Raw genomic sequence first — 23,868 nt, forward strand, 5'->3', positions numbered from 1 at the left:
CAGAACCCGGATCGACCGGGGCGCCGTAGTCCGATCGCGGGCCCTGAACACGGTAGACGCGCGGGGGCGCCGATCGCGTTCAGGGCCCGGACGGCTGCCCGGGGCAGAGGGCGGCTCAACTTCCGTTCGCCGGGGTGGGGTTAACCCCCGGCTGAAGACGCCGGGCCGCCGCAATGCACAGACACCTGTGCACAGACGACTGTGTACGCATGGCACAGGAACCCGGCGCGGAAGCGGAAGTCCCCCCGAAGGCGCCGCACGCCCCCATCGAGCTCTCCGAGCTCGCCGCGCTCAAGGCCCTCGCGCAGCCCCGTCGGCAGCGCATGCTCCAGCACCTCACCGTGCACGGCCCCGCCACGTCGGCGACGCTCGCCCGAGCGCTGGGACTGAACACGGGAGCCACCAGCTACCACCTGCGCGAGCTCGCGCGGTACGGCTTCGTGGAGGAACAGGTCGAGGGCGACGGCCACGGCCGGCAGCGCTGGTGGCGGGCCGTCCCCGGTGACCGGCGTTTTCCGCCGCGCAGCCGCCAGAGCCCCGAGATGCGGCTCGTCATGGACGAGCTGAACCACCACGCGTACGCCGCCGACCTCGAACTCTTCGAGCAGTTGCAGCTCCAAGGAGGCGCGGGCGATGACCCCTGGGCCGATGCCTTCCCGTACTCGCGCGGCAGCATCCGGCTGACGCTCCCCGAACTCCGTGCGTTCTTCGAGGAGTACATCGCTCTCCTCAACCGCTACAAACGCCCGGAAGTCGACACCCCACCCGACGCGCGAACGGTACTCACCCGGTTTCTTGCCTTTCCGGCCCCTGACGCAGAGCCCGACAGCCGTCCGGCGCCCCACGACGGAGACCAGAACGCACACCACAACAGAAGAGAGAGCGACCCTTCATGATGCTGCGCTACGCCCTGCAGACCGTCCGAGCCCGCAAAGGCGGCTTCCTCGGTGCCTTCCTCGCCCTGATGTGCGCGGCCGCCCTCATCACGGCCTGCGGCACCCTGCTCGAGACGGGCTTGCGCGGGACGATCCGCACCGAGCGGTATGCCGCGACCCCCGTCGTGGTGTCGGCCGACCAGAACGTCCACCAGACCACCGTCAAGCACAAGAAGGGCAAGACCAAGGTCAAGCACAAGGCCAAACCCATCGCCGAGCGGGCCTGGCTGTCGAGCGACCTGGCCACGCGGCTCCGCCGGGCCCCCGGGGTGGACCGAGTCATTCCCGAACTGACTTTTTTGGCCCAGCCGTTGACGCCCATCGGAAGCGTCGACAAGAACCGGCCCGCCTACGGTCACGCCTGGGACTCCGCCGCGCTGACGCCGTACACGCTCACCACTGGAACCGCCCCCAGGACTGACGGCGACCTCGTCGTCGACCGTCAGTTCGCGGAGCGGGCCCACCTCGAGCCGGGCGATCGCCTCACCGTCCAGTCGACGCAGTCGCCGCGCACCTATCGGGTCACCGGAGTCGCCGAGCCGGCCAGGGCCGTACTCCACCAGACGTCCCTCTTCTTCTCTCCCTCCGAGGCCCGGCGTCTGGCCGCGCACCCCGGGAAGGTCACCGCCTTCGGCGTGCTGCCCACCAAGGGCACGGACATGGCCACCCTCAAGCAGTCCGTGGCCCGGGCGCTGCACGGCACCACCGCGCAGGTCAGCGCGGGAGACGAGCGTGGCCCGGTCGAGTTCCTGGACGCGGCCGCCGCTCGGACGAAGCTGGTCAGTATGGGCGGTGCGATGGGCGGTACCTCGCTGCTCGTGGCCGTGCTGGTGGTCGTCGGCACCTTCGCGCTGTCCGTGCAGCAACGCCATCGCGAACTCGCCCTGCTGCGCGCCATCGCCGCCACGCCGGGCCAGATCCGCGCCCTCCTCGGCAGGGAGGCCCTGATCGTCGGGGCGGCCGCCGGTGCGTTCGGCGCGCTCGCGGGACTGCCGCTGGGCAGTTGGCTGCACAGCCGGTTCGTCGCCATCGGCGCCGTCCCGGCCACGCTTCAGCACACCGTCAGCGTCTTCCCGTTGTTCGCGGCGGTCATCGCCACTCTGCTCGGCGCCTGGGCCGCCGCGCGTATCTCGTCCCGCCGAATCACCCGGATCCGCCCGGCCGAGGCGCTCGCCGAAGCCCAGGTCGAGCGCACTCGCCCCGCATGGGGACGCGTCCTCGCCGGTCTCGCGCTGCTCGCCGGCGGCGCCGTCCTCGTCGCCGTGCTCAGCGTGCTGCGTACCGAGCCCGCCTCAACCCCCGTGACCTTCCTGGCCGTTGTGGTCCTCGCCTCCGCCGTGGCACTGCTCGGCCCGCTCCTGGTCAAGGCGGCCGCGGCCGTACTCGCGGGTCCGCTGCGGCTGACCGGTCCCGGCGGCCGTCTCGCACGCGCCAACCTCCGCGGCAACGCGGCTCGCATGGCCTCCGTCGTCACTCCCCTCACCCTCCTCATCGGCATGACCTGCACCGTTCTCTTTGTCCAGCCGACCCTCGGCGACGCGGCCCGCACCCAGGCACGCGAGGGCATCCGCGCCGACTGGGTGCTCGCCGCCCAGGGCCCCGGCGTCCCGGCCGAGGCCGCGCGGCAGCTGCGTACGCACCACGACGTCGTCACCGAAGTGGTCCGCACGACCGTCCGCGTGGGCCTGGACAAGTACGCGGCCCAGGGCGTCACGCCTGCCGGACTGACCCGCACGTGGGACCCGGACGTCACCGCGGGCTCCCTGAGCGACCTCAAGAACAGCACCGTCGCCGTCAGCGAACTAGCCGCGGACCAGCTCCACTTGAAGCCCGGCAGCACCCTGAAGCTCACTCTCGGCGATGGCACGCCCGCCACGCTCACCGTCGCCGCCGTCTACGCCAAGGGTCTCGGGTTCGGCGATCTCACCTTCGCCTATGACGTGGTCGCCCGCCACGTGGACAATCCGCTCGCCACCTCCGTCCTCGTCAGCACGGCTCGTACACAGACACAACTCGCGACTACTCTCCGTAAGTTCCCGGCGGTCCATGTCCTCGCTCCGGCCGCCGCCGATTCGATCCAGGCCGCGCGTCAGCAGGCGAACGCGGAGGTCAACTACCTCGCCATGGGGCTGGTCCTGGCCTTCACCGCCATCGCCGTCGTCAACACGCTCGCCATGTCGGTCTCCGAGCGGGTGCGCGAGTTCGCGATGCTCCGCCTCGCCGGGGCGACCCGCAGGCAGGTGCTGAGGATGCTGCGGACCGAGGCGCTGTCGGTACTGCTGCTCGCCACCGCGCTCGGCAGCGGAATCGCGCTCGCCGTCCTGACCGCCTTCAGCGTCGGGATGACGGGCAGCGCGGCGCCGGCGGTCACGCCACTGGTGTACGTGACGGTTGTCGCCGTCGCCGGAATGCTCGCCCTCGTCGCCACGGCGCTGCCGGGCCGGGTCGCGTTGCACGTCCGCCCCGTCACGGTGGCCACGGCCAAGGAGTAAGGGGCAGTACGCAAGGGTGGGCGCCCCTTACATCAAGGGGCGCCCACCATCACGTAGGACGTGAAGAACCTTCCGTAAGCGGTGAAGAGCGCTCTGCGCGACTTGAAGGACCCTCCGGACGCCTGAGGAATTCTCTGCGCGGCCTAGCCCGCGGTCACCGGGAAACCGGCCGCCTTCCAGGCCTGGAATCCTCCGACCAGATCGGTGGCGCGTTGCAGTCCCAACTGCCGCAGGGACGCGGCCGCGAGGCTCGACGCGTAGCCCTCGTTGCAGAACACCACGACCCGCAGATCGTGGCTCGTGGCCTCCGGAGCGCGGTGGCTGCCCCGGGGGTCGAGCCGCCACTCCAGTTCGTTCCGCTCGACGACGAGGGCGCCGGGGATCAGCCCGTCGCGCTCGCGCAGGGCGGCGTACCGGGTGTCGACCAGGAGCGCCTCGCCCGCCTGCGCGGCTTCGTAGGCTTCCCTGGCCTCCACACGATCCAGCCCCTCGCGGACCTGTTCCAGCAATTCGTCGATGCTCACGGGGTGTTGGGTGCTCACTGCCAGTCCTCCGGACGTTCGACATGTTCCAGGCGCAGCACCTGGCCCGTACGGCTGTAGCGGCGGATCTGCGGGAGCGGCGGGTAGTAGGCGTGGACCGAGATCGCGTGCTCTTCGGTGGATGCGTTGAACACCTCGTGCACATGGTGGCGGTCGAAGGAGCGGCCCTTGCCCGCCGGTAGTGTCCGCTCACGGTCGACGCCTTCGGCGAGCTCCAGGGTCTTCCAGCCGTCGGCGGGCAACCGGGCGGCGAGCGAGTTCTCGTTCAGTGCGCCCGACGCCGTGAGGAAGGCACCGACCGACTCGGCGTGGTCGTGCCAGCCGGTTCCGGTGCCGGGAGGCCAGCCGATGAGCCAGGCCTCACTGCCGCCCGGGCCTTCGAGGCGCACCCAGGTACGGCCCTCGGGGTCGAGTGGGAGCGAGGCGATCAGCTCGGCGTCGGCGGCCGTACGGCGTACGAATTCGAGCAGGTCGGCCTGGGTGGGAGCTTGTGGGGGTGCGGAGACAGAGGGGGACACAGACACTCGTACCGTCCTGGGGGTTCGCGTGGGAGCGCGCGGCAGAGCACGGGCGGCGCGCGGAGGTGATGGGATGCGAATTCAGCAGGACGGGCGACACACGCAGCCCGCATAGCGGACGAGGTCCATATGGACCCTCCGCCACAGGCGCACACAGGTGTCGGTCACGATCCGGAGTACACCATGGTGGTGCAGACCGGTCAACTCACCGTCACTATGTGGACGCACGGTGACCGTGCGGCCGGCCGATGGCCTTGGGTCCGGCCGGAGCGTCGGGCTTCGACACCCCAGGCTCGGACTGTCACCGCGGCTGGTACGGCCCCGGTCTCAGGCGGTGCCTCCGACAACCCCCACGGGCTCGAACGACGGCGATCCCCAGCGGCGTCCCCGACTGTCGCCGCGGGCTCGGGCGACCCCACCCCCGAACGCCCGGACCGTCACCGCCGGCTCTGCCCGCACTCCGTCACCGCCGGCTCCGCCCGGCCCCCCCTCACGGCGGCCTCAGCCCGTACCCGCAGTAGCCTCCGTCTTCGTCGGGCCGCCGAGCGTTGCCTCGGCCGCCTCGTACAGATCGGCCGGGCGGACCCCGCTGTGCGCGCTGACCAGGTGGCCGTCGGGGCGGACGAGGAGCACGGTGTGCGCGGCCGCGCCCGGGTAGCTCTCGGCGACCAGCAGCTCCGCAGGGTGCGGCAGCGCGGTCACGGCGGCCGCGAGCCGGGGCATGATCCCGGCGGTCACCCAGTGCTTGCGCTCCCACACCCCCGTACCCGGTGCGACGAGCACGACGAGCAGGACCCCGCGCCCGAGCCGTTCCCGCAGTCGGACGAAGGAGCCGTCCTCCGCTGTCACCCGCACATCGGTGACCGGCGCGCCGGGTGCCGTGTCCACCGGGGCGGTCGACTCGACGTAGGGAGGTGAGAGCGGCGAATCGGCGTACGCACCCGGCGCGCCCAGCGGGCCACGCCCCAAGTGGCCGTCAGTGAGGAGTGCGTCGTGGCCGCGGGAGGACCCGGGCATGTACGAGCGCAGGCCTCCGCCGCCGCGCAGCAGCGGCAGCGCCTGGTCGGCGGCGCGCAGCCGGGCGGCGACGACGGCGCGCCGCTCCACCTGGTAGCTGTCCAGCAGCGTCTCGTGCGGCCCGTGGTGCCAGCTCAGCGCCAGTTTCCAGGCGAGGTTGTCGGCGTCCCGCAGACCCTCGTCCAGGCCCTGGCTGCCGAGCGCGCCGAGCAGGTGCGCGGCGTCCCCGGCGAGGAAGACCCGGCCGACCCGCCATCGGCGGGCGAGGCGGTGGTGGACGGTGTGGACTCCGGTGTCGAGCAGCTCGTACGGCGGTGTGGAGCCCCCGCTCCAGCCTGCGAGGGTCTCCCGGATGCGTGACAGCAGCAGGTCGGGCGTGACCAGGTCCTTGCCGGGCGGCAGCAGCCAGTCCAGGCGCCATGAGTCGTCGGCGAGGGGGCGCGCGGTCACCTCCCCTGCCGAGGGGCCCGACGTCCGCCACGGCGGCATCCGATGCAACAACGCCTCGCCGGGCCACGGAAGTTCCGTGCGCAGTGCTGCCACGGCGTGTCGCTCGACGGCCGTGCGTCCGGGGAACCGGATGTCCTGGAGCTTGCGCACCGTCGAGCGCGGTCCGTCGCAGCCGACGAGGTAACTGCCGTGCCACCACGTGCCCTTGGGGCCGCGGGTGTGTGCGGTCACGCCCGACGTCTCCTGCTCGATGGAGTCCAGGCGGCTGTCCACGGCGACCTTGATCAGCCGCTCGTGCACGATGGCGTCGCGCAGGGCACCGGTCAGCGCGTGCTGGGCGATGTGCAGCGGGGCGGGTACGTCGGCGCGTTCGTACTCGGGTGCGCCGCTGTGCGAGCCGTGCGCGCTGTCCCGGGCGCCGTGCGTGGCACCCTGCGAGCCGTCGGCGAAATCGATCTCGCGCATCACCTGCTTGCGACGCATCGACCGCCATCCGGCCCAACGGAAACCGGCCTCGGAGAGGGGAAAGCCCGTCAGCCGCTCGACGAGCGCGGCAGTGTCCTCGCGCAGTACCACCGTCCGCGCGAGCCGCTGTTCATCCTTGCCCGGACCCTCGTCGAGGACCACGGAGGGAACCTCCTGGCGGGCCAGCGCCAGGGCGAGCGCGAGCCCCACGGGCCCCGCTCCGACGATGATCACCGGGTCCACGGCGCGCTGCCCCCTGCCCGGAGCGGTGTCCTGAGGGACGTACGGGAACAGGCAGTTGGAGCGGGGTGCACGATCACAGAACGTATGCAACCCATTGCCGGTGCTTGCGTCAAGTGACGGGGGCAGTGGCGATCGGGCCGCTGCACCCGGGCCGTCCACCCTTACCTACGCCGCGTTTCCGGCTGTCGCGCCGCGTGCGAGCCATGCCACGTGAGCGGCGTGAACTCGCGTGGGGACGCTCAGCTTGGAGCGTATGGCCCGGACATGGTCCTTCACCGTCTCTGGGCTGATGAAGAGGCTGCGCGCGATTTCCCGGTTGGACATTCCACGACCAAGGAGGTGCAGAACTTCCTGCTCTCTGTGGCTCAAGCGGTGAACTCTTTCGCGGGCAGACTGTTCCTGCGGCGTCATCGACGAGGATCCGAGGTATTCGCTGATCATCGATTCGGCGATCTCGGGTGAGAGCGCGCGGCAGCCGTTCGAGATTGCCGGAATAGCCCATGAAACATGCTGTGCAGCGGTCTCCTGGAGGAGGATCCCGGCTGCGCCCATGGTCAGTATTCGGCGAATTTCTCTCTCTGAGACCCGTTCGGCGATAACGAGGACGGGAATTGCGGGATTCGCTTGCGCGGCGACGCGCAGAACTTCGGCGGAGTCGCGCCCGTGAACGTGGCTGCTGACAATGATGTCGAGCTGTGTTCCTTCGACGGCGACGGTCAGGAACGGCTGGGAATCCAGTGCTGCGCGGAGATCCCCGCGGAATAAATTCCCTTTATCAATGATTCCAATTCGCACCTCACACCCCCGGTAGTTTTCTGCGATATGCGGAATCGTTTTGCTCGGCCGCCTGGTCAGGACTGCCGATTCCGCTTATCTTTTCTCTGGAGTCGGTGCGGCGTCAAGGTGTTCATTCTTGGCGGCGGGTGATTTGAGGATTTCTTGAGGTGCGCCGACGATTCCGTGATCGGGTAGCGACCTCGTTTGTCGCGAATGCCCGATTGGATCGTGATGTAGCCCCCCCCGAAAGGGGATACCGAGGGGTGGGCGGCTCGGGTTGAATGATGCGCGGTTCGGCAAGGTGTCGAATCGGATGTGCTCGATACGAAAAATCGTCCCTGGAAGGGTGATGGGGGATGCGCTTGTCAGTCTCGGAAAGTCGGCCACTGAAGTCCTTGGCCCGGCGTGGCTCGATGGTGCTCGCCGGTGCCGTCCTGGTCTCGTCGGCCGCGGTGGCCACAGCGACCCCGGCGGCCGCCGCCGGTTGTGGTCGGCCCCAGCTCAAGGTCTGGTACGACTCCGATCAGTTCGGAACGTACCTGAAGGCCTGGTTCAAATCTCCCGCCGGCTGCAGGACGCAAGTGTTCAGTCTGAAGGGCCAGATCTACTGCGGGGACCCTGTCAAGAAGGTCTATGACAAAACCACCTCTGGAAGGGCGCCCGTCGAGACGGAGACGAAAGCACTGCCGCCCAAGAGCAAGTGCAAGAAATTCGTCGCGACTGCCAAGATCGTTTATTACCCGGACGTTGACTTCACCGACACGTGGACGTGGAAGTGGGGCGACTACCCGGCGTGATCCGACGACGAGGGGTCGCCGCTCCGCGTGACCCATTCACCGTAACGAACAAGGAGTCATCGATGGCCCTCACGCACCGCAAGGCCCGTGCAAGAGTGTTGGCCCTGGGCGCGACCCTGGCGGTGGTCACGAGCGCCCTCGCGGCGGCGCCCGCTTCGGCGGACGACGTCGACGCCATCTACCTCGGCACGCGCAAGGGGAATGTCGACGTTCTTGCGACCCCGACGAAGTGGAAATACGAGGACAAGCAGTACCGCAGCCTGATGATGAGCAACACCCGGAACCACTACATTCACGTGTCTTACAGGGGATGCCAGAAATGGCGCGTGCGCGTCTCGGCGGCCCATCCACAGGGTGGTTACACCGATGACGAGACGACCGTGGAGGGATGCAACAAGACGGCCGTGGTCAGCATAATAGGCAAGTTGCACGCCAACGTCACCCTCTCGGTGACCCTTCCGGCCTCCGGGGACACCCGGAGCGTCTCGATCACGCCCATCAACTGACCGACCGGCTTCACTCCGCTGAAGCCGTGTCAGGCCTCGTCAAAAGGTTGCTCCACTGAGCCGCCAGCCCCGGCGCCGCCCATTCTTTGAGGAGGTGCCGGGGCCGACTCGTGTCAGCTCGAAGCCGGTTAATGGATGCGTAAACCCGGAAACACCGCAAGGGGTGGCGCCATCATGTGCGCCACCCCTCGTGCGAATCCGAGGATCGCTCAAACCTATTCCTTGATGTCGCTCCCCGGCCCAGGCGGTGCATGCCCCACAGTCTCGAGGTCCTCGATCATCTCCACTCCGACCACCGCGCCCGTGCTCTTCTTGCTGCGCCTGAGCCGACCCTCCAGCCAGCCCGCGAAGGTCGTGAGCGAGAAGTTGAGCGCGATGAAGATCACGGCGACAACCGTGAAGCTGGCGATGGTGTTGCCGTAGTAGCCGATCATCGTGTTGGCCGATGCGAGCAGATCAGGGAAGGTGAGCACCGCGCCACCGATGGCGGTGTCCTTCACGATCACGACGAGCTGGCTGACGAGGGCCGGGAGCATCGCGGTGACCGACTGCGGCAGCAGGATGAGCCTCATCACCTGGCCCTTGCGCAGACCGATCGCCATCGCCGCCTCGGACTGGCCCTTCGGCAGGGCCAGGATGCCGGCCCGGACGATCTCCGCGAGAACCGAGGCGTTGTACAGCACGAGTCCCGTGACGACCGCGTACAGCGGACGGTCATCCGAACTGACGTTGGTGTACTTGGCGAACAGTGCAAGCCCGAAGATCATCAGGACCAGCACCGGGATGGCCCGGAAGAACTCCACCACGATCGCGGCCGGTATGCGGATCCAGGCGTGGTCCGAGAGCCGGGCGATGCCGAGGACGGCCCCGAGCGGCAATGCGATGACCATGCTGAGCGCCGCGGCCTTCAGGGTGTTCTTCAGACCCGGCCAGATGTACGTGGACCAGGCCTCGCTGGTAGTGAACGGCTTCCACAGCGCCCAGTCGAGCTGACCCTTGTCGTTGAGTTGGGTGTACACCCACCACAGGACCGCTGCCAGGGCGGCGAGAAAGACTGCCGTGTACAGGAGGTTGCGCCGCTTGGCACGCGGCCCCTGAGCATCGTAGAGAACGGAAGTCATCGCTTAACCGCCACCTTCTTGCCCACCCAGCCGAGGATCAAGCCGGTCGGGAGCGTGAGGATCACGAAGCCGAGGGCGAAGATCGAGGCGATCGGGATGAGTTGGGCCTCCTTTTCCACCATCGTCTTCATCAGGGTCGCCGCCTCGGCGACGCCGATCGCGGCGGCCACCGTGGTGTTCTTCGTGAGCGCGATCAGGACGTTCGTCAGCGGGCCGACCGCCGATCGGAACGCCTGAGGCAGCACGACGAGCCGGAGCACCTGGGTGAAGCTGAGGCCGATCGCACGGGCCGCCTCAGCCTGCCCGACCGGCACCGTGTTGATGCCGGCCCGCAGTGCCTCGCACACGAAGGCCGAGGTGTAGGCGGTCAAACCGAGCACAGCGAGCCGGAAGTTGATTGTCTTGAAGTCGTCCGCGCCGAGGCTGATGCTGAGAGTCTGGTTCAGGCCCAGCGAAGTGAACAGGATGATCACGGTCAGCGGGATGTTCCGCACGATATTCACGTAGGCGGTGCCGAAACCGCGCATCAGGGGCACTGGGCCGACGCGCATGGCAGCCAGCAGGGTCCCCCATACCAGGGAGCCGGCCGCGGCGAGCAGGGTGAGCTGCACCGTCGTCCAGAAGGCCCCCAGCAGGTCATAACCTTCAAGAAAGTCGAACACGATCTCCCGTGCTTCCGCGTGTAGGGATGCCCAGGTGCGCCGCCCCGGGAGACGGCGCACCTTTCAGGCACTGCTTCAGCTCTTGACGTCGCCGATCTTCGGCGCGGGCTCGTTCTTGTAGTTCGCCGGGCCGAAGTTCTTCTCGACGGCCGCCTTCCAGGAGCCGTCGGAGACCATGTCCTCCAGGGCCGTGTTGATCTTGGCCTTGAGGTCGCTGCCCTTCTTCACGCCGATGCCGTAGTTTTCGTTGGTCATCTTGAAGCCGCCGAGCTTGAACTTGCCCTTGAACTGGGACTGAGCGGCGTAGCCGGCCAGGATGGAGTCGTCCGTGGTCAGCGCGTCGATGGCCCCGTTCTGCAGACCGGTGAGGCACGCCGAGTACGTCGGGTACTGCTGCAGATTGGCCTTGGGGGCCAGCTTGTCCTTGACGTTCTGCGCCGAGGTCGAGCCGGTCACCGAACACAGCTTCTTGCTGTTGAGGTCCGACGGCGACTTGATCGAGTTGTCGTCGGCACGGACCAGGACGTCCTGGTGGGCCAGCAGGTACGGGCCGGCGAAGTCGACCGACTTCTCGCGCTCCGGGGTGATCGAGTACGAAGCGGCGATGAAGTCGACGTCACCGCGCTGCAGCATGGTCTCGCGGTCGGCGCTCTTCGACTCCTTCCACTGAATCTGGTTCGCGCTGTAGCCGAGCTTCTTGGCGACGTACGTCGCGACGTCGACGTCGAAGCCGGCGTAGCCCTGGGGTGTCTTCTGACCGATGCCCGGCTGGTCGAACTTGATGCCGATGGTGATCTTCTTGCTGCCGCCCGAAGGGCTGCTGCCGCTGTCCTTGTCGTTGTCCGAGCCGCAGGCCGTGGCGGCGAGCGCGAGGGCGAGCACAGCAGCTGAAGCGGCGGTGACCTTGCGGAGCTTCATGGTGAACATCCTTTGACTGGTGAAGAGATGCGGGCCCGTCAGGGGCGGGTGACGCAGGTCGTCAGAGACGCGAGGGGGTCGTCAGTGGTGCAGGATCTTCGACAGGAAGTCCTTGGCCCGGTCGCTGCGGGGATTGCTGAAGAACTGGTCCGGCACAGCCTCTTCGACGATCCGACCGTCGGCCATGAAGACCACTCGGTTGGCAGCCGAACGAGCGAAGCCCATCTCATGGGTGACGACGATCATGGTCATGCCGTCACGCGCGAGCTGCTGCATGACCTCGAGGACCTCGTTGATCATCTCGGGGTCCAGTGCCGAGGTCGGCTCGTCGAAGAGCATGACCTTGGGGTCCATCGCCAGCGCTCGCGCGATCGCGACGCGCTGCTGCTGGCCGCCCGACAACTGCGCGGGGTACTTGTCCGCCTGATTGGCGAGGCCTACGCGGTCGAGCAGCGCGCGGGCCTTCTCCTCGGCGGCCTTCTTGTCGGCCTTGCGGACCTTGATCTGTCCCAGCATCACGTTGTCGAGCACCGTCTTGTGCGCGAAGAGGTTGAAGGACTGGAAGACCATGCCCACGTCGGCCCGCAGCCGGGCGAGCGCCTTGCCCTCCGCGGGCAGCGGCTTGCCGTCGATCGAGATGTCGCCCGAATCGATCGTCTCCAGGCGGTTGATGGTGCGGCACAGGGTGGACTTCCCGGACCCGGAGGGTCCGATGACCACGACGACCTCGCCACGGGCGATCGTCAGGTCGATGTCCTGGAGCACGTGCAACGCGCCGAAGTGCTTGTTGACGCTCTTCAGGACGACCAGTTCGTCGGTCGCGGCCACGGCGTCCTTGGCCACCGATACTTCGGTCATCGCTCTTTGGCTCCGTCCTCCTCGGTTTCGGAGGACAGTAGTAACCCCGTACGACCAGCGTCATTACATCTGAGGGGAACTTGAGCATCACGATCCGATAGCAATCGGACACGTGTCGTAGCAGCCGGTGCGCGACCGCGTACCGGCTGGATAACGGAAGCCTTCCGCAACCCGAAGGCCCTTGACGCCGTCCTTGTCCATCGGCGTGACTTCCATGGTGCACCCGCGCGTGCACCGCGTTCTACAAGCTGAGACCGTACGACCGATGAACCGGAGGGGGCCGGCATGAGACTGCTTCTCGTCGAGGACGACAACCATGTCGCCGCCGCCCTGTCCGCGGTGCTGGCGCGGCACGGCTTCGAGGTCACGCACGCCCGCAGCGGCGAGGAGGCTCTGCAGGCGCTGGTCCCGGAGAGTGACGGGTTCGGCGTCGTCCTGCTCGACCTGGGCCTGCCCGACCAGGACGGCTACGAGGTCTGCGGCAAGATCCGCAAGCGGACCAGCACTCCGGTGATCATGGTGACGGCGCGCGCCGACGTACGCTCCCGGATCCACGGGCTCAACCTCGGCGCCGACGACTACGTGGTGAAGCCGTACGACACCGGGGAGCTGCTCGCCCGTATCCACGCCGTCAGCCGGCGCAGCGTCCCCGACGACGCCGCGGCCCCCGGCGACACGGCGCTGAAGCTCGGCCCCGTGCACATCGAACTCCCCAACCGGCAGGTCACCGTTGACGGTTTGGTTGTCCAACTGACCCGCAAGGAGTTCGACCTTCTCGCGCTGCTGGCCCAGCGCCCCGGAGTCGTTTTCCGTCGGGAACAGATCATCAGCGAGGTGTGGCGCACCAGTTGGGAGGGGACCGGGCGCACCCTGGAAGTGCATGTCGCGTCCCTGCGCTCCAAACTGCGTATGCCGGCGCTGATCGAGACCGTGCGCGGCGTCGGGTACCGGCTCGTCGCCCCTGCGTCGTAGCGGGCACGGGTGCGCACTCGCCTTCTCCCCCTGCTCATCGTCCTGATGGCCGCGGTGCTGCTCGCGCTCGGACTTCCACTCGCTGTGAGCGTCGCGGCCGCCGAGCAGCAGCGGGTGGTCGTCGACCGTATCGACGACACGGCGCGCTTTGCGGCCCTCGCCCAGTTCGTCACCGATTCGCCGACCGGCTCCCAGACGAACAACACGGACGAGCGCCGCGAGACCCTGAACAAGGAACTCGCCCGCTACTACGGCGTGTACGGCATACAGGCCGGCGTCTTCTACCGCAACGACAAGCCCATGGCCAACGCCCCGACGAACTGGTTCCTGCCCAAGACCGGTGAAGGACGCGACGCGTTCAACGAGGCGCTCTTCAGCCGCCGCAGCCACGACCCGGAGCAGGTCTGGCCCTGGCAGCGCCACCGTCTCGTCGTGGCCTCCCCGGTCATCAGGGACGGCGACGTCATCGCCGTCGTCGTCACCGACTCACCCACCGGGCAGATGCGTTCGAAGACCCTGCGCGGCTGGCTGCTCATCGGCGCGGGCGAGGTCGCGGCGATGCTCATCGCCCTCGGCGCCGCGCTGCGCCTCACCGGCTGGGTGCTCAGACCCGTACGCGTCCTCGACGCCACCACCCACGACATCGCGACCGGACGCCTGAAGTCCCGGGTCGCGGCCGCCGGCGGTCCGCCGGAACTCCGGCGCCTGGCCCGGTCGTTCAACGAGATGGCGGACAACGTCGAAGATGTGCTGGAGCAGCAGCGTGCCTTCGTCGCCGACGCCTCGCACCAGCTGCGCAACCCGCTCTCGGCGCTGCTGCTGCGCATCGAGCTGCTCGCCCTCGAACTGCCGGAGGGGAACGAGGAGATCGCCTCGGTCCGCACCGAGGGCAAGCGCCTCGCCCAGGTCCTCGACGACCTCCTCGACCTGGCGCTCGCCGAGCACGCCGAGGCGGATCTGCGGCTCACCGACATCGGCGCGCTGACGGCCGAGCGCGTGTCGTCCTGGCAGCCGGTCGCCGAGAACAAGGGCGTACGGCTGGCCGGGACCTGCCCGGCCACCACCGCCTGGGCCGACCCGGTCACGCTGTCCAGCGCCCTGGACGCGGTCATCGACAACGCGCTGAAGTTCACGCCCGAAGGGGAGAGCGTCGAGGTGAAGGTCGCCTCGAACGGCGAGGTCTCGACCGTCGTGGTCACCGACGGCGGCCCCGGCCTCAGCGACGAGGACCTGGTCCGCATCGGCGACCGCTTCTGGCGCAGCGCGGGGCACCAGAACATCAAGGGCTCGGGCCTCGGCCTGTCCATCTCGCGGGCGCTGCTCGCGGCGGGCGGCGGCTCGATCGCGTACGCACATCACGAGCCGCACGGCCTGCGGGTGACGGTGACGGTGCCCAGGTCGAGGCCGGCCTCTTGAGCCCCTCAGCGGATAGCGGCCGCGGGGTGCCGGCGGCTACGGCTTGATCGACCGGTAGTAGCGTCGCGCGCCCTCGTGCAGCGGCAGCGGATCCGTGTAGATGGCCGTGCGCAGGTCCACCAGCTGCGCCGCGTGCACCTGGGCGCCTATGTGGTCGCGGCTGGCGATCACCGTCCGGGTGAGCTCCTCGGTGAGCTTCGCGTCCGCGTCCTCCCGTGTGATCAGGTAGTTCGCCACGGCCAGCGTCTGCACGGACGAGCCGCGCTGCGCCCTGGGATAGGCGTCGGCGGGCATCACCGCGGCCCGGTAATAGCGGGAGGCGCCGCCTTGCTCGTGCAGCTTCTTGATGAAGTCGCTGCCGATCGGCACCAGCCTGATGTCGAAGGTCTTGGAGAGCTCCAGCACCGCACTCGTCGGCAGGCCCCCCGACCAGAAGAAGGCGTCGATCTTGTGCTGCTTGAGCAGGCCGGGCATGGTCGCGATGCCGTCGGCCAGCGGCTTGATGTCCTTCTCGGAGTCGAGTCCGGCCGCCTGGAGCACATGGTTCGCTATCAGCCGCACCCCGGAACCACTCGGTCCCACGGCGACCGTCCTGCCCCGCAGGTCCGCCACGGATTTCACGGACGACGAGCGCGGGACCACCAGGTGCACATAGTCGTCGTAGAGCCGCGCGCAGCCGCGCAGCCGCCCCGCTCCCGGCTTGTTCTCCAATATGTACGTCTCCACCGCGTCGGCCGCCGCGATGGTGAAGTCGGCCTTCCCCGTCGCCACACGCCGTACGTTCTCCTGCGACCCGTCGCTGTTCAGCAGCCGTACGTCCACGCGCGGCATGTCCTTGGCGATGGCGCCCTGAAGGAGTCTGCCGTACGTCTGGTAGACGCCGGTCGGCGTGCCCGTGCTGAAGGTGATCGTCCCGCTGGGGGACCCCTCGCTCGGCACCAGCCACCACAACAGCAGCCCGAAGACCGCGAAAGCGGCCGCCGAGCCGAGCAGCGCGTGGCGCCGGCCGATACGGGGGAGTGCCTGGAACATGCGCGCGATCCTGCCAGTTCGGGGGCAGTCCTGACCAGGGCCGGGCTCATCGACCGGGGTCGTCGGGGGACCTCGGCCGATCGATAGGCTTCGGCGGATGCAGCCCTCTCCCGCCTCCCTGGTCCGTCAATTCCACCTCGCTTTCGGCCTCGACGCCCGCACCGTGCCGACAGAGGTCTCCCCGGCGCTGGCGGCCCACCGCGGCGAACTGCTCGCCGAGGAGGCCGCTGAAGTCGCCGAGGTCTCGGTCACGGGCCCGCTCGACCGGCTGGCGCACGAACTGGCCGACGTCGTGTACGTGGCGTATGGGACGGCGCTCGTCCACGGGATCGACCTCGACGCGGTGATCGCCGAGGTCCACCGGTCCAACATGACGAAGCTGGGCCCCGACGGCAGGGTCGCCCGCAGGGCCGACGGCAAGGTCCTCAAGGGGGACCACTACCGTGCCCCGGACGTCTCGGAGGTCCTGCGACAGCAGGGCTGGAGTACGGCTGACGCGTAGCACCGCGTCGCTGTCGCCTTCGGCTGTCGCCTTCGGCTGTCGCCTTCGGCTGTCGCCTTCGGCTGTCGCCTTCGGCTGTCGCCTTCGGCTGTCGCCTTCGGCTGTCGCCTTCGGCTGTCGCCTTCGGCTGTCGCCTTCGGCTGTCGCCCACGTCGTCGCTGCTCGTGGTCCGTCGTCCGCGTGCTGTGGCTCGGCCACGGCGCGCGGACGACCCCGTCGGCTCAGCTTGCCTGGAGGACCGCGCACGTCGTCGTCCCGTGCGCGTACAGCTTGCCGTCATGTGTGCCGATGACCTGCGCCTCGGCGGTGGCCGTCGTCCGTCCGACGTGCAGCGCCCGGCCTTCGCAGCGCAGCGTGGGCGTGTCGGACATGACAGGCCGGACGAGGTGCACGCCCAGCTGGACGGTCGTGTACGCGGCCCCGGCGGGCAGTCCACTCATCACGGCCGAGCCGAGTGCCGAGTCGAGGAGCGTGGCAAGGAATCCTCCGTGCACGGTGCCCATCGGGTTGAGGAGATGGTCACCGGGGTCGCCCTCGAACGCGGTGAAGCCGTCGCCGACATCGGTCAGCCGGAACCCGAGCGTGCTCATGATCGACGCCGGCGGAAACATCCCGTCGAGCGCGCCCTGAAGGATCTCGCGACCGGTCATCGTCAGGATGTCCGGCGTCATCTCGGGGCGGGGCTCCCAGGAGTGGGTGCGGGAACGGGTGGCGGAAGAGGTCTCGTACGTGGTCATGCGACCGACCCTAGGAGGGGGCATCCGCTACGCGCAGGAGTCGGATCCGGCAGGTTCGATATCGTTTCCGACATGAAGGTCGCCGTGCTCACCCTCGACGGAGTCTTCGATTCCGGACTGTCCGCGGTCCTCGATGTCCTGCACTCGGCCAACGCGCTGCGGGACCAGCTGGAGACGCCTCCACCGCTCTTCGACATCGACACGGTGGGGGTGCGCCGACGCGTGCGGACCGGACTCGGCCACGTCGTCGAGACCACCCCCGTGCCGCCCACCGGTGGTCTCGACGGCACAGACCTGCTGGTCCTGCCCGCGCTCGCCGAGCGGCGCCCCGACGCGCTCGTCGCTGGCGTCGCGTCGACGGAACACCAGGCGGCCCGGAAGCTGCTCGCGCGGGCCCGCGCGGAACGGGTCGCGCTGGCCTCGTCCTGCACCGGTACGTTCCTGCTCGCCGAGTCGGGCGTGCTGGACGGGCGGCGAGCCACTACCAGTTGGTGGCTCGCGCCCGTCTTCCGCAGCCGCTACCCCGCCGTCACCGTCGACGACACCCGCATGGTCACGACCTCCGACGGCATCACCACAGCGGGTGCCGCCTTCAGCCATGTCGACCTCGCGCTCGCGATCGTGCGTGCGCACAGTCCGGCCCTGGCCGACGTGGTCCGTCGCTTCCTCGTCATCGACGACCGTCCCTCCCAGGCGGCGTACACGATTCCGAGCGCGCTGGCGGCGTACGACCCGCTCGTGTCGTCCTTCGAACAGTGGGTCCGCGCCCGCCTCGCCGACCCGCTGTCCATCGCCGCGGCCGCACGCGACCTCGGGGTGAGCGAGCGCACCCTCCAGCGCGCGGTCGGCCGGACCCTGGGCTGCTCACCGATCCGCTTCGTCCAGGACCTCCGTGTCGAGCGGGCCCGGCACCTCCTGAGCACCACCGACCTGCCCGTGGCGACGGTGGCCCGCCGCGTCGGCTACGAGAACCCCGGCGCCCTGCGCACCCTGCTGCGGGACCGGGCCGGCTTGACGGCCCGCTCACTACGGGGGTGAGCCCGCACCGGGACAGGACCCATTCCCACTCCCGCTACCGCCTGGCACAGGACCGTTACGGGATCACCGGCCGAATACGAGCGCCTGAAAGGCGTCCCGTATGCGCATGATCGGTTCCCTGTCCCGGGAGAAGTAGACCTTGTTGGTCAGGAGCACGGCCCACAGGCCGTCGGTCGGGCGAAGCCACATGCCGGTGCCGGTGAAGCCGTAGTGCACCCAGAGGCCGTGCTCCGGGGTGGTGTTGAACGGGGGGAACCACAGCAGACCCCAGTCAGGTCGCAGTCGGCCGGTGTGGATGCGCAGCGATTCGCGCACCCAGTTCTGGCCGAATCCGGGACTGCCGTCCGGGACGGCGGTCGGGGCGAGGACGTAGCGCAGGAAGCGGCCGAGGTCGGCGGCGGTGGAGAAGACGCCGGCCGCTCCGCACGAGCTCCCGAGGGCGCGGGCCGAGAAGTCGTGGACGTATCCCTGGAGATGGGAACCGTGCTCGGCGTCGTACTCCGTGGGTGCGCAGCGGGCCCGCTGTTCGGCCGACAGGGGGCCGAAGCGGGTGTCGTGCATGCCGAGGGGCTCCCAGAGCCGGTCGCGGCAGTAGTGCCCCAGCAGGGTTCCGGTCAGGCGCTCCACGAGGAAGCCGAGAATCAGGGCGGCGCGGTCGGTGTACTCGACGGCTTCGCCGGGAGCGCGGCGGAGGGCGTCGTGCAGCACGCCGTGCTCGATGGCCTCGCGGCGGGGACCGTACAGGGGTCGGAGATTGGCACGCAGTGGCAGCCCCGCGGTGTGAGTGAGGAGGTGGCGTACGGAGACCCGGCCGAGGGGGCGGTCGCGGAGGTCGGGCCAGTGGGCGTCCAGGGTGTCGTCGAGGCCGAGGCGCCCGTCCTCGACGAGGCAGCCCACCGCACCCCAGGTGGCGACGATTTTCGTCAGGCTGGCGAGGTCGAACACGACGTCGTCGGTCATCGCACGACCGGCTCCCGACGCGTCCCGATGTCCGCAGGCGCCGGTCACTTGGACACCGTGGACGTCACCGACCGCCCACACCGTCCCCGGGTAGATCTGCTCCGCCACACCCGACCGCACCACGCGCTCGATCCGCTCGACCAGCGCCTCCGACACGCCTGTCGTCATCGTCATGTCCCCCAGCTCCCCACCGAGTTCATGCTGTGCAGGCGACGCACCAACCAAGTCCCCTGGCCTGTGCGGAATCTGATGTCTGATCAATTTAATTGGTGCAGAGCCAAGTGGAATGTCATGTGTATGATCAGTGCTCTATTGGGCGCTGACCAGTACGTCATTGGCTGAACGCTGTCGTGTCGTCCCTGGCTCTGCAGACCGGGGTTTCGACTACCTGACATCCCAGCGCCCCTGCCACCGTTGATGCGTCGCGGTGGACGGCAGCGTTTGCTGAAGCACGGGGGTGCTAGGAAGTTGGTGGACATAGGTCTTCTCCCCAAGGGGAAGACGATCCACTTCGTGGGTATCGGGGGCTCCAGCATGAGTGGCCTGGCCATCATGCTCCATCGGTTCGGCTATCGGGTCTCCGGATCGGACCGCGAGGAGAACGCGAACCTGCGAGCGGTTCGGGAGGCGGGGATCTGCTCAGCGGTGGGACACCGCTCCGGCAACGTCCATGAGGACGTCCGTCTCATCGTGTCGACTCCGGCCATCCGCAAGGACAATCCCGAGCTGCTGGCCGGTCGGACCCGGGGGCTTCCCGTGGTGGACCGCGGTGAGGTGCTCGGCCGGATCATGGGTGGCTACGCGCAGGGTATCGCCGTCGCGGGGACCCATGGGAAAACCACGGTGACGTCGCTGATCACTGCGATGCTGACGGCTGCGGGGCTCGACCCCGGCGCCTCGGTCGGTACCGCGGCCACGTCGGACGGGGGCAACCACCGGATGGGAAGCGGGCCGCACTTCGTGGCCGAGGCGTGCGAATACCACCGCAACTTCCTGCACTTGAGACCGTCGACCGCGGTGGTGCTCAACGTCAAGGCTGAGCACAGCGACTACTTCGCCGGGCTTGACGACACCATGGACGCCTTCCGCGGCTTCGTGGACGGGATCCGCCCCGGCGGCACCCTGGTCGCTTCCGCCGACTGCGCACGCGCCCGGACCCTGACGGTGGGGCCGGGACGGCAACGGGTCAGCTTCGGTGCCGCGGCCGACGCGGACGTCCGGGCGGAGGGTCTGACGTGGGACGACGGCCGTCCCCGGTTCTCCGTCACCTACCGAGGTGAGAAGCTGGGCGACCTCGCGCCGCGCCTGCTGGGCCGGCACAACGTCGACAACGTCCTGGCCGCGGTGGCCGTGGGGCACCTGTGTGGGCTGACGCTCGACGACATGCGCGCGGGCATCGAGTCCTTCGGGGGAGCGCCGCGGCGTGTGCAGGGCAAGGGGACACGGAACGGCGTCCAGGTCTACGACGACATTGCTTGTCATCCAACGGAGATTGCGGCAACGATGGACGCGGTGCGCGGCGCCGCCCGCGGGGGACGGATCCTCGTGGTCCTGCGGCCCAACTCGTACGTTCGCGTACGAGACTTCATGGAGCAGTACGCCGACTGCTTCGCCGCTGGGGAGACCGTGGTCGTCACCGACATCTTCGCCGGCCGGGACACGGAGGAATACGGAGTCCACTCCCGCGATCTTGTCCGCGTCATGCGGTCGGCCGGCCGGGATGTGCGCTATATACAAGATTTACCCGGAATATGCGCCTTCGTGGATGAAGCGCTGCGAGCCGGAGACACCCTGGTGACCATCGGGCCGGGTGACATCGGATCCGTGGGCGAGACCTGGCTGGCCGGTGGATGTGATCGGAGTTGATTGTGAAGCTGAGTGAACTGCTGGACGGATTCGATCACGAAATCGTCCACGGCAATACCGGGGTCGAGATCACTGGTGTCGCCTACGACTCGCGCAAGCTGAACCAGGGGGCGCTGTTCATCGCGGTGCGCGGCTTCAGCGTGGACGGGCACCGGTTCGTCGACCAGGCAGTGGAACGCGGCGCGACGGCGTTGCTCGTCGACCGGGAGATCGGGGACGTACCTGCCGGGGTGTGCGTGGTGCGTGTGGCCGACACCCGGATCGCGTCGCCGGTGGTGGCTTCGCGGTACTTCGGGGAGCCTGGCCGTGAGATGGACGTCGTGGCCATCACCGGCACCAACGGCAAGACTTCCGTGGCCTTCATGCTGGAAGCCGTCCTGCGGCGGGCCGGCGCGCGGGTCGGGGTGGTAGGAACCGCCGGCAACCGCATCGGCGAGGAGCCGATCGCGCTGGAGAAGACGACGCCGACGACGCCGGAGGCGGTGGACCTGCAGTACCTGCTGCGGTACATGCGCGACGAAGGCGCCGTGCACGTGGTGCTGGAGGCGTCGTCCATGGCACTCGAACTGCACCGCGTGGACTGCTGCTCGATCGACGTCGGGGTCTTCACCAATTTCACCCAGGACCACCTGGACGACCACGGCACGATGGAGAACTACAAGAACGCCAAGCTCAAGCTCTTCAAGGGGCTGTGCCGCCATGCGGTGATCAACGCGGACGATCCCGTCAGCGCAGAGATCGCTGCCCTGATGCCGGGCGCGATCACCACGTTCAGCATGGGAGACCCCGCTGCCGACTTCTACTCCTCGGACCTTGAGGTGGACGCCGAGGGCACCCGCTTCACGCTGCACCGCTCGGGTCGGCAGTACCAGGTCTCGCTGCCCGTCCCGGGCCGCTTCGCGGCGCAGAACGCGCTGGCCACGCTGGCGATCTGCCAGTCTCTGGGCCACGACCTCGACGAGGTCGTCGCGGCGCTCGCCGATCTGCCGCCGACGCCCGGCCGGTTCGAAAGCTACCGGACGCCCGCCGGGGTGCCCGTGATCGTGGACTACGCCCACTCGCCGGACGCTCTGGACAATGTCCTGTCCACCATCCGCGACTTCACTCGCGGCCGGGTGATCACGGTCTTCGGGTGCGGTGGCGACCGGGACGCCACCAAACGGGCGCCCATGGGCGAGATCGCCGGCCGGTACTCGGACTTCTGCGTGCTCACCTCGGACAACCCGCGCAGCGAGGACCCGGAGAAGATCCTCGACGACATCGTGCCCGGCATCAGCCCGACCGGCACGTCCTTCGAAAGGATCTCCGACCGGCGCGAGGCGATCCGTGTCGCGCTGAGCACCGCGCGGGAGGGCGACACCGTGCTTGTCGCGGGCAAGGGCAGCGAGAACTACCAGATCATCGGTTCGCGGACCATCCACTTCGAGGACATGGAAACCGTACGCGAGCTCGCGGCGGAGCTCGTCGGCCAGCGGTAACCAGGCGCCGCCGGCGCCCTGTTCGTCACACGATTGCGCCGCCTTCCTCCCGTATCCGCGGGTGGAAGGCGCGCCACCGCACCATGCTTCGCACCCCGGGGCCCGTCGACCCCGGCCGTCGAAGCGTTGATTCACCACGGGGGCTCGATGCTGATACTCGACGATGTCACAGTGCTGGTCATAGGACTCGGCACCAGCGGCGTGAGTGCGGCCGCCTGCTGCGCCTCGCGCGGCGCGGCGGTGACGGTCACCGATCATCGCCCGGCCGACCAACTGGGCGCGGGACGCGACGCGCTGGCGTCCCACTCCATTACGTACGCCCTCGGGGCACAGCCCCCGGACCCGGAGAACTTCGACCTGATCATACGCAGTCCGGGGGTTCCCAACGACCTGCCGGTTCTGGAGTCCGCCCGCCGACTGGACATTCCTGTGTGGAGCGAGGTCGAGCTGGCTTACGCGCTGTGCCCCTGCCCGATCATCGCGATCACGGGCACCAACGGTAAGTCGACCACGACCGTCCTCATCGGCGAACTCCTGCGCGCCGCCGGTCGCACCACGCACGTGGCGGGCAACATCGGCCGGCCGTTCACCTCCGCGCTGACCGGAATGGCGGCCGATGACGTGGCAGTCATCGAGGTGAGCGCCGGCCAGTTGGAGAACAGCCACCGGTTCGGGCCCCTGACCAGCGTGCTCACCAACGTCCGGCCCGAGCACATGGACCTGTACGGCTGGGACTACTACATCTCGCTGAAGTCCCGCGTCGTACGCAACCACACGGCCGACCGGACCACCGTCGCCAACTACGACGACGACCTCTGTCGTTCCATTGCGGCGAACGCCCCAGGCAGGGTCCTGTACTTCACCGCTCACGGTGAACTCCCGGCCGACACTGAGGGGGTCTTCCTCTCCGGCGACTGGATCACGGCCCGGTTCGACGGCATCTGCCGCCCGGTCGCCAGGCTCGACCGCCTGCGGGTGCGGGGCGCCACGGCGAACATCCTGGCCGCCGTCGCCGTCGGGCTGTTGTGGGGCGCCGCCGTCGAGGCGGTCGACGCGCTGATCGCCGGCTACACGGGGCGCGAGCACGTCATCGAGTATGTGGCGACCTTCGACGACGTCGCGTACTACAACGACTCCAAGGCGACCAACCCATGGTCCGTGCTCCATGCCGTCGAAGCGTTTCCCGACCGCCCCGTGGTGCTGATCACCGGCGGCAAGGACGACAAGAACGCTGACTTCGACGGGCTGTGCGCGGCCTTCGCGGACCGCGTCGCGCACGTGGTCACCATCGGTGAGACGGCCCCGAGGATCGCGGCCGCGGCGCGGCAGCACGGCTACACCGCGGTCACCGCCACGCACTCGCTGGAGGAGGCCGTGGCGCTGGCCCGCCGCCTCGCCGTCCCTGGGCACGCCGTCCTGTTCAGCCCCGGTGCGAACAGCAAGGACATGTTCACCGACCACCGCACGCGCGGCGAGCTGTTCAAGCAGGTCGTCGAGCGGCTGCACGCCTCCACCGCCCTCTTCGGTACGGCACCGGGAAGCGATCGGTGAGTCCGGCCAACCGCG

The 23,868-nt window shown here is 68.8% G+C and carries 23 protein-coding genes; 11 read left to right on the forward strand and 12 right to left on the reverse strand.

Annotated features, from left to right (window positions below):
- Window positions 1–209: 209 nt before the first annotated feature.
- Both IEY95_RS23990 and IEY95_RS23995 read left to right on the forward strand, forming a co-directional pair.
- Window positions 210–896: an ArsR/SmtB family transcription factor gene (locus tag IEY95_RS23990; protein WP_189188180.1), complete on the forward strand. Its 687-nt coding sequence runs from the start codon at window positions 210–212 to the stop codon at window positions 894–896.
- Window positions 893–3,427, forward strand: coding sequence for an FtsX-like permease family protein (locus IEY95_RS23995; RefSeq protein WP_189188181.1), 2,535 nt, complete (start codon window positions 893–895; stop codon window positions 3,425–3,427). The genes IEY95_RS23990 and IEY95_RS23995 overlap by 4 nt, the downstream gene beginning before the upstream one ends.
- A gap of 143 nt (window positions 3,428–3,570) precedes the next feature.
- Here IEY95_RS23995 and IEY95_RS24000 read toward each other — a convergent pair whose 3' ends face one another.
- From IEY95_RS24000 to IEY95_RS24015, 5 genes are all read right to left on the reverse strand, one after another.
- Complete coding sequence (locus IEY95_RS24000) at window positions 3,571–3,975, reverse strand: rhodanese-like domain-containing protein (RefSeq protein ID WP_189188463.1); 405 nt, start codon at window positions 3,973–3,975, stop codon at window positions 3,571–3,573.
- A complete protein-coding gene (locus tag IEY95_RS24005; protein WP_189188182.1) occupies window positions 3,966–4,493 on the reverse strand; it encodes a cupin domain-containing protein in 528 nt (175 codons plus the stop codon). The genes IEY95_RS24000 and IEY95_RS24005 overlap by 10 nt, the downstream gene beginning before the upstream one ends.
- 75 nt (window positions 4,494–4,568) lie before the next feature.
- Window positions 4,569–4,715: a putative leader peptide gene (locus IEY95_RS50745; RefSeq protein ID WP_373294527.1), complete on the reverse strand. Its 147-nt coding sequence runs from the start codon at window positions 4,713–4,715 to the stop codon at window positions 4,569–4,571.
- Between the two features lie 273 nt (window positions 4,716–4,988).
- Entirely contained in the window at window positions 4,989–6,662 is a 1,674-nt protein-coding gene (locus tag IEY95_RS24010; protein ID WP_189188183.1) for an FAD-dependent monooxygenase, read from the reverse strand.
- A 165-nt stretch (window positions 6,663–6,827) separates the two neighbouring features.
- Entirely contained in the window at window positions 6,828–7,457 is a 630-nt protein-coding gene (locus IEY95_RS24015) for a response regulator transcription factor (RefSeq protein WP_189188184.1), read from the reverse strand.
- A 395-nt stretch (window positions 7,458–7,852) separates the two neighbouring features.
- Here IEY95_RS24015 and IEY95_RS24020 point away from each other — a divergent pair, with 395 nt between their 5' ends.
- Window positions 7,853–8,236 (forward strand): hypothetical protein, encoded by a 384-nt coding sequence (locus tag IEY95_RS24020; protein ID WP_189188185.1) that lies wholly within the window; start codon window positions 7,853–7,855, stop codon window positions 8,234–8,236.
- A 62-nt stretch (window positions 8,237–8,298) separates the two neighbouring features.
- Window positions 8,299–8,742, forward strand: a complete 444-nt coding sequence (locus IEY95_RS24025) for a hypothetical protein (RefSeq protein ID WP_189188186.1) — start codon at window positions 8,299–8,301, stop codon at window positions 8,740–8,742.
- Window positions 8,743–8,957: 215 nt separating this feature from the next.
- Here IEY95_RS24025 and IEY95_RS24030 read toward each other — a convergent pair whose 3' ends face one another.
- From IEY95_RS24030 to IEY95_RS24045, 4 genes are all read right to left on the reverse strand, one after another.
- The gene (locus IEY95_RS24030; protein WP_189188187.1) at window positions 8,958–9,863 is read right to left on the reverse strand and encodes an amino acid ABC transporter permease; all 906 of its coding nucleotides are present in this window, start codon (window positions 9,861–9,863) and stop codon (window positions 8,958–8,960) included.
- The gene (locus tag IEY95_RS24035) at window positions 9,860–10,525 is read right to left on the reverse strand and encodes an amino acid ABC transporter permease (RefSeq protein WP_189188188.1); all 666 of its coding nucleotides are present in this window, start codon (window positions 10,523–10,525) and stop codon (window positions 9,860–9,862) included. The genes IEY95_RS24030 and IEY95_RS24035 overlap by 4 nt, the downstream gene beginning before the upstream one ends.
- A gap of 75 nt (window positions 10,526–10,600) precedes the next feature.
- Window positions 10,601–11,443: a glutamate ABC transporter substrate-binding protein gene (locus IEY95_RS24040; protein WP_189188189.1), complete on the reverse strand. Its 843-nt coding sequence runs from the start codon at window positions 11,441–11,443 to the stop codon at window positions 10,601–10,603.
- 81 nt (window positions 11,444–11,524) lie between these two features.
- Complete coding sequence (locus tag IEY95_RS24045) at window positions 11,525–12,301, reverse strand: amino acid ABC transporter ATP-binding protein (RefSeq protein ID WP_189188190.1); 777 nt, start codon at window positions 12,299–12,301, stop codon at window positions 11,525–11,527.
- Between the two features lie 285 nt (window positions 12,302–12,586).
- On the opposite strand from IEY95_RS24045, the gene IEY95_RS24050 reads away from it, so the two are divergent.
- Together IEY95_RS24050 and IEY95_RS24055 are read left to right on the forward strand one after the other, a co-directional pair.
- Window positions 12,587–13,273, forward strand: a complete 687-nt coding sequence (locus IEY95_RS24050; protein ID WP_189188191.1) for a response regulator transcription factor — start codon at window positions 12,587–12,589, stop codon at window positions 13,271–13,273.
- Between the two features lie 9 nt (window positions 13,274–13,282).
- A complete protein-coding gene (locus tag IEY95_RS24055) occupies window positions 13,283–14,689 on the forward strand; it encodes a HAMP domain-containing sensor histidine kinase (protein ID WP_189188192.1) in 1,407 nt (468 codons plus the stop codon).
- Between the two features lie 36 nt (window positions 14,690–14,725).
- On the opposite strand, the gene IEY95_RS24060 is transcribed toward IEY95_RS24055, so the two are convergent.
- On the reverse strand, window positions 14,726–15,721 hold the full coding sequence (locus IEY95_RS24060) for a TAXI family TRAP transporter solute-binding subunit (protein ID WP_189188193.1): 996 nt from the start codon (window positions 15,719–15,721) through the stop codon (window positions 14,726–14,728).
- 97 nt (window positions 15,722–15,818) lie between these two features.
- On the opposite strand from IEY95_RS24060, the gene IEY95_RS24065 reads away from it, so the two are divergent.
- The gene (locus tag IEY95_RS24065; RefSeq protein ID WP_189188194.1) at window positions 15,819–16,223 is read left to right on the forward strand and encodes a pyrophosphohydrolase domain-containing protein; all 405 of its coding nucleotides are present in this window, start codon (window positions 15,819–15,821) and stop codon (window positions 16,221–16,223) included.
- 221 nt (window positions 16,224–16,444) lie between these two features.
- Here the strand turns inward: IEY95_RS24065 and IEY95_RS24070 are convergent, their stop codons facing one another.
- Window positions 16,445–16,960 carry a PaaI family thioesterase gene (locus IEY95_RS24070; protein ID WP_189188195.1) on the reverse strand — a complete coding sequence of 172 codons (516 nt, stop codon included), beginning with the start codon at window positions 16,958–16,960 and terminating at the stop codon, window positions 16,445–16,447.
- Window positions 16,961–17,032: 72 nt separating this feature from the next.
- Between IEY95_RS24070 and IEY95_RS24075 the strand changes: the two genes are divergently transcribed.
- Entirely contained in the window at window positions 17,033–17,998 is a 966-nt protein-coding gene (locus IEY95_RS24075) for a GlxA family transcriptional regulator (RefSeq protein WP_189188196.1), read from the forward strand.
- A gap of 63 nt (window positions 17,999–18,061) precedes the next feature.
- Here IEY95_RS24075 and IEY95_RS24080 read toward each other — a convergent pair whose 3' ends face one another.
- Window positions 18,062–19,132, reverse strand: coding sequence for a serine hydrolase domain-containing protein (locus IEY95_RS24080; RefSeq protein ID WP_229703277.1), 1,071 nt, complete (start codon window positions 19,130–19,132; stop codon window positions 18,062–18,064).
- A gap of 243 nt (window positions 19,133–19,375) precedes the next feature.
- On the opposite strand from IEY95_RS24080, the gene murC reads away from it, so the two are divergent.
- The 3 genes from murC (at window position 19,376) to murD (ending at window position 23,853) form a co-directional block, all read left to right on the forward strand.
- Window positions 19,376–20,824, forward strand: a complete 1,449-nt coding sequence (gene murC / locus IEY95_RS24085; protein ID WP_268240503.1) for a UDP-N-acetylmuramate--L-alanine ligase — start codon at window positions 19,376–19,378, stop codon at window positions 20,822–20,824.
- Window positions 20,825–20,826: 2 nt separating this feature from the next.
- On the forward strand, window positions 20,827–22,302 hold the full coding sequence (locus tag IEY95_RS24090; RefSeq protein ID WP_189188198.1) for a UDP-N-acetylmuramoyl-L-alanyl-D-glutamate--2,6-diaminopimelate ligase: 1,476 nt from the start codon (window positions 20,827–20,829) through the stop codon (window positions 22,300–22,302).
- A 147-nt stretch (window positions 22,303–22,449) separates the two neighbouring features.
- Window positions 22,450–23,853 (forward strand): UDP-N-acetylmuramoyl-L-alanine--D-glutamate ligase, encoded by a 1,404-nt coding sequence (gene murD / locus IEY95_RS24095; RefSeq protein ID WP_189188199.1) that lies wholly within the window; start codon window positions 22,450–22,452, stop codon window positions 23,851–23,853.
- Window positions 23,854–23,868: the final 15 nt, after the last annotated feature.

The sequence above is a fragment of the Streptomyces albiflavescens genome (assembly GCF_014645835.1).
In the GTDB taxonomy this organism is placed as follows: Bacteria; Actinomycetota; Actinomycetes; order Streptomycetales; family Streptomycetaceae; genus Streptomyces; species Streptomyces albiflavescens.

Excerpts from the sequence above, each read along its gene's own strand:
- IEY95_RS23990 (WP_189188180.1), top strand. The coding sequence starts at position 210 with ATGGCACAGGAACCCGGCGCGGAAGCGGAAGTCCCCCCGAAGGCGCCG.
- IEY95_RS23995 (WP_189188181.1), top strand. The coding sequence starts at position 893 with ATGATGCTGCGCTACGCCCTGCAGACCGTCCGAGCCCGCAAAGGCGGC.
- IEY95_RS24020 (WP_189188185.1), top strand. The coding sequence starts at position 7,853 with ATGGTGCTCGCCGGTGCCGTCCTGGTCTCGTCGGCCGCGGTGGCCACA.
- IEY95_RS24025 (WP_189188186.1), top strand. The coding sequence starts at position 8,299 with ATGGCCCTCACGCACCGCAAGGCCCGTGCAAGAGTGTTGGCCCTGGGC.
- IEY95_RS24030 (WP_189188187.1), bottom strand. The coding sequence starts at position 9,863 with ATGACTTCCGTTCTCTACGATGCTCAGGGGCCGCGTGCCAAGCGGCGC.
- IEY95_RS24040 (WP_189188189.1), bottom strand. The coding sequence starts at position 11,443 with ATGAAGCTCCGCAAGGTCACCGCCGCTTCAGCTGCTGTGCTCGCCCTC.
- IEY95_RS24045 (WP_189188190.1), bottom strand. The coding sequence starts at position 12,301 with ATGACCGAAGTATCGGTGGCCAAGGACGCCGTGGCCGCGACCGACGAA.
- IEY95_RS24050 (WP_189188191.1), top strand. The coding sequence starts at position 12,587 with ATGAGACTGCTTCTCGTCGAGGACGACAACCATGTCGCCGCCGCCCTG.
- IEY95_RS24060 (WP_189188193.1), bottom strand. The coding sequence starts at position 15,721 with ATGTTCCAGGCACTCCCCCGTATCGGCCGGCGCCACGCGCTGCTCGGC.
- IEY95_RS24065 (WP_189188194.1), top strand. The coding sequence starts at position 15,819 with ATGCAGCCCTCTCCCGCCTCCCTGGTCCGTCAATTCCACCTCGCTTTC.
- IEY95_RS24070 (WP_189188195.1), bottom strand. The coding sequence starts at position 16,960 with ATGACCACGTACGAGACCTCTTCCGCCACCCGTTCCCGCACCCACTCC.
- IEY95_RS24075 (WP_189188196.1), top strand. The coding sequence starts at position 17,033 with ATGAAGGTCGCCGTGCTCACCCTCGACGGAGTCTTCGATTCCGGACTG.
- IEY95_RS24080 (WP_229703277.1), bottom strand. The coding sequence starts at position 19,132 with ATGACGATGACGACAGGCGTGTCGGAGGCGCTGGTCGAGCGGATCGAG.
- murC (WP_268240503.1), top strand. The coding sequence starts at position 19,376 with ATGCGTCGCGGTGGACGGCAGCGTTTGCTGAAGCACGGGGGTGCTAGG.
- murD (WP_189188199.1), top strand. The coding sequence starts at position 22,450 with ATGCTGATACTCGACGATGTCACAGTGCTGGTCATAGGACTCGGCACC.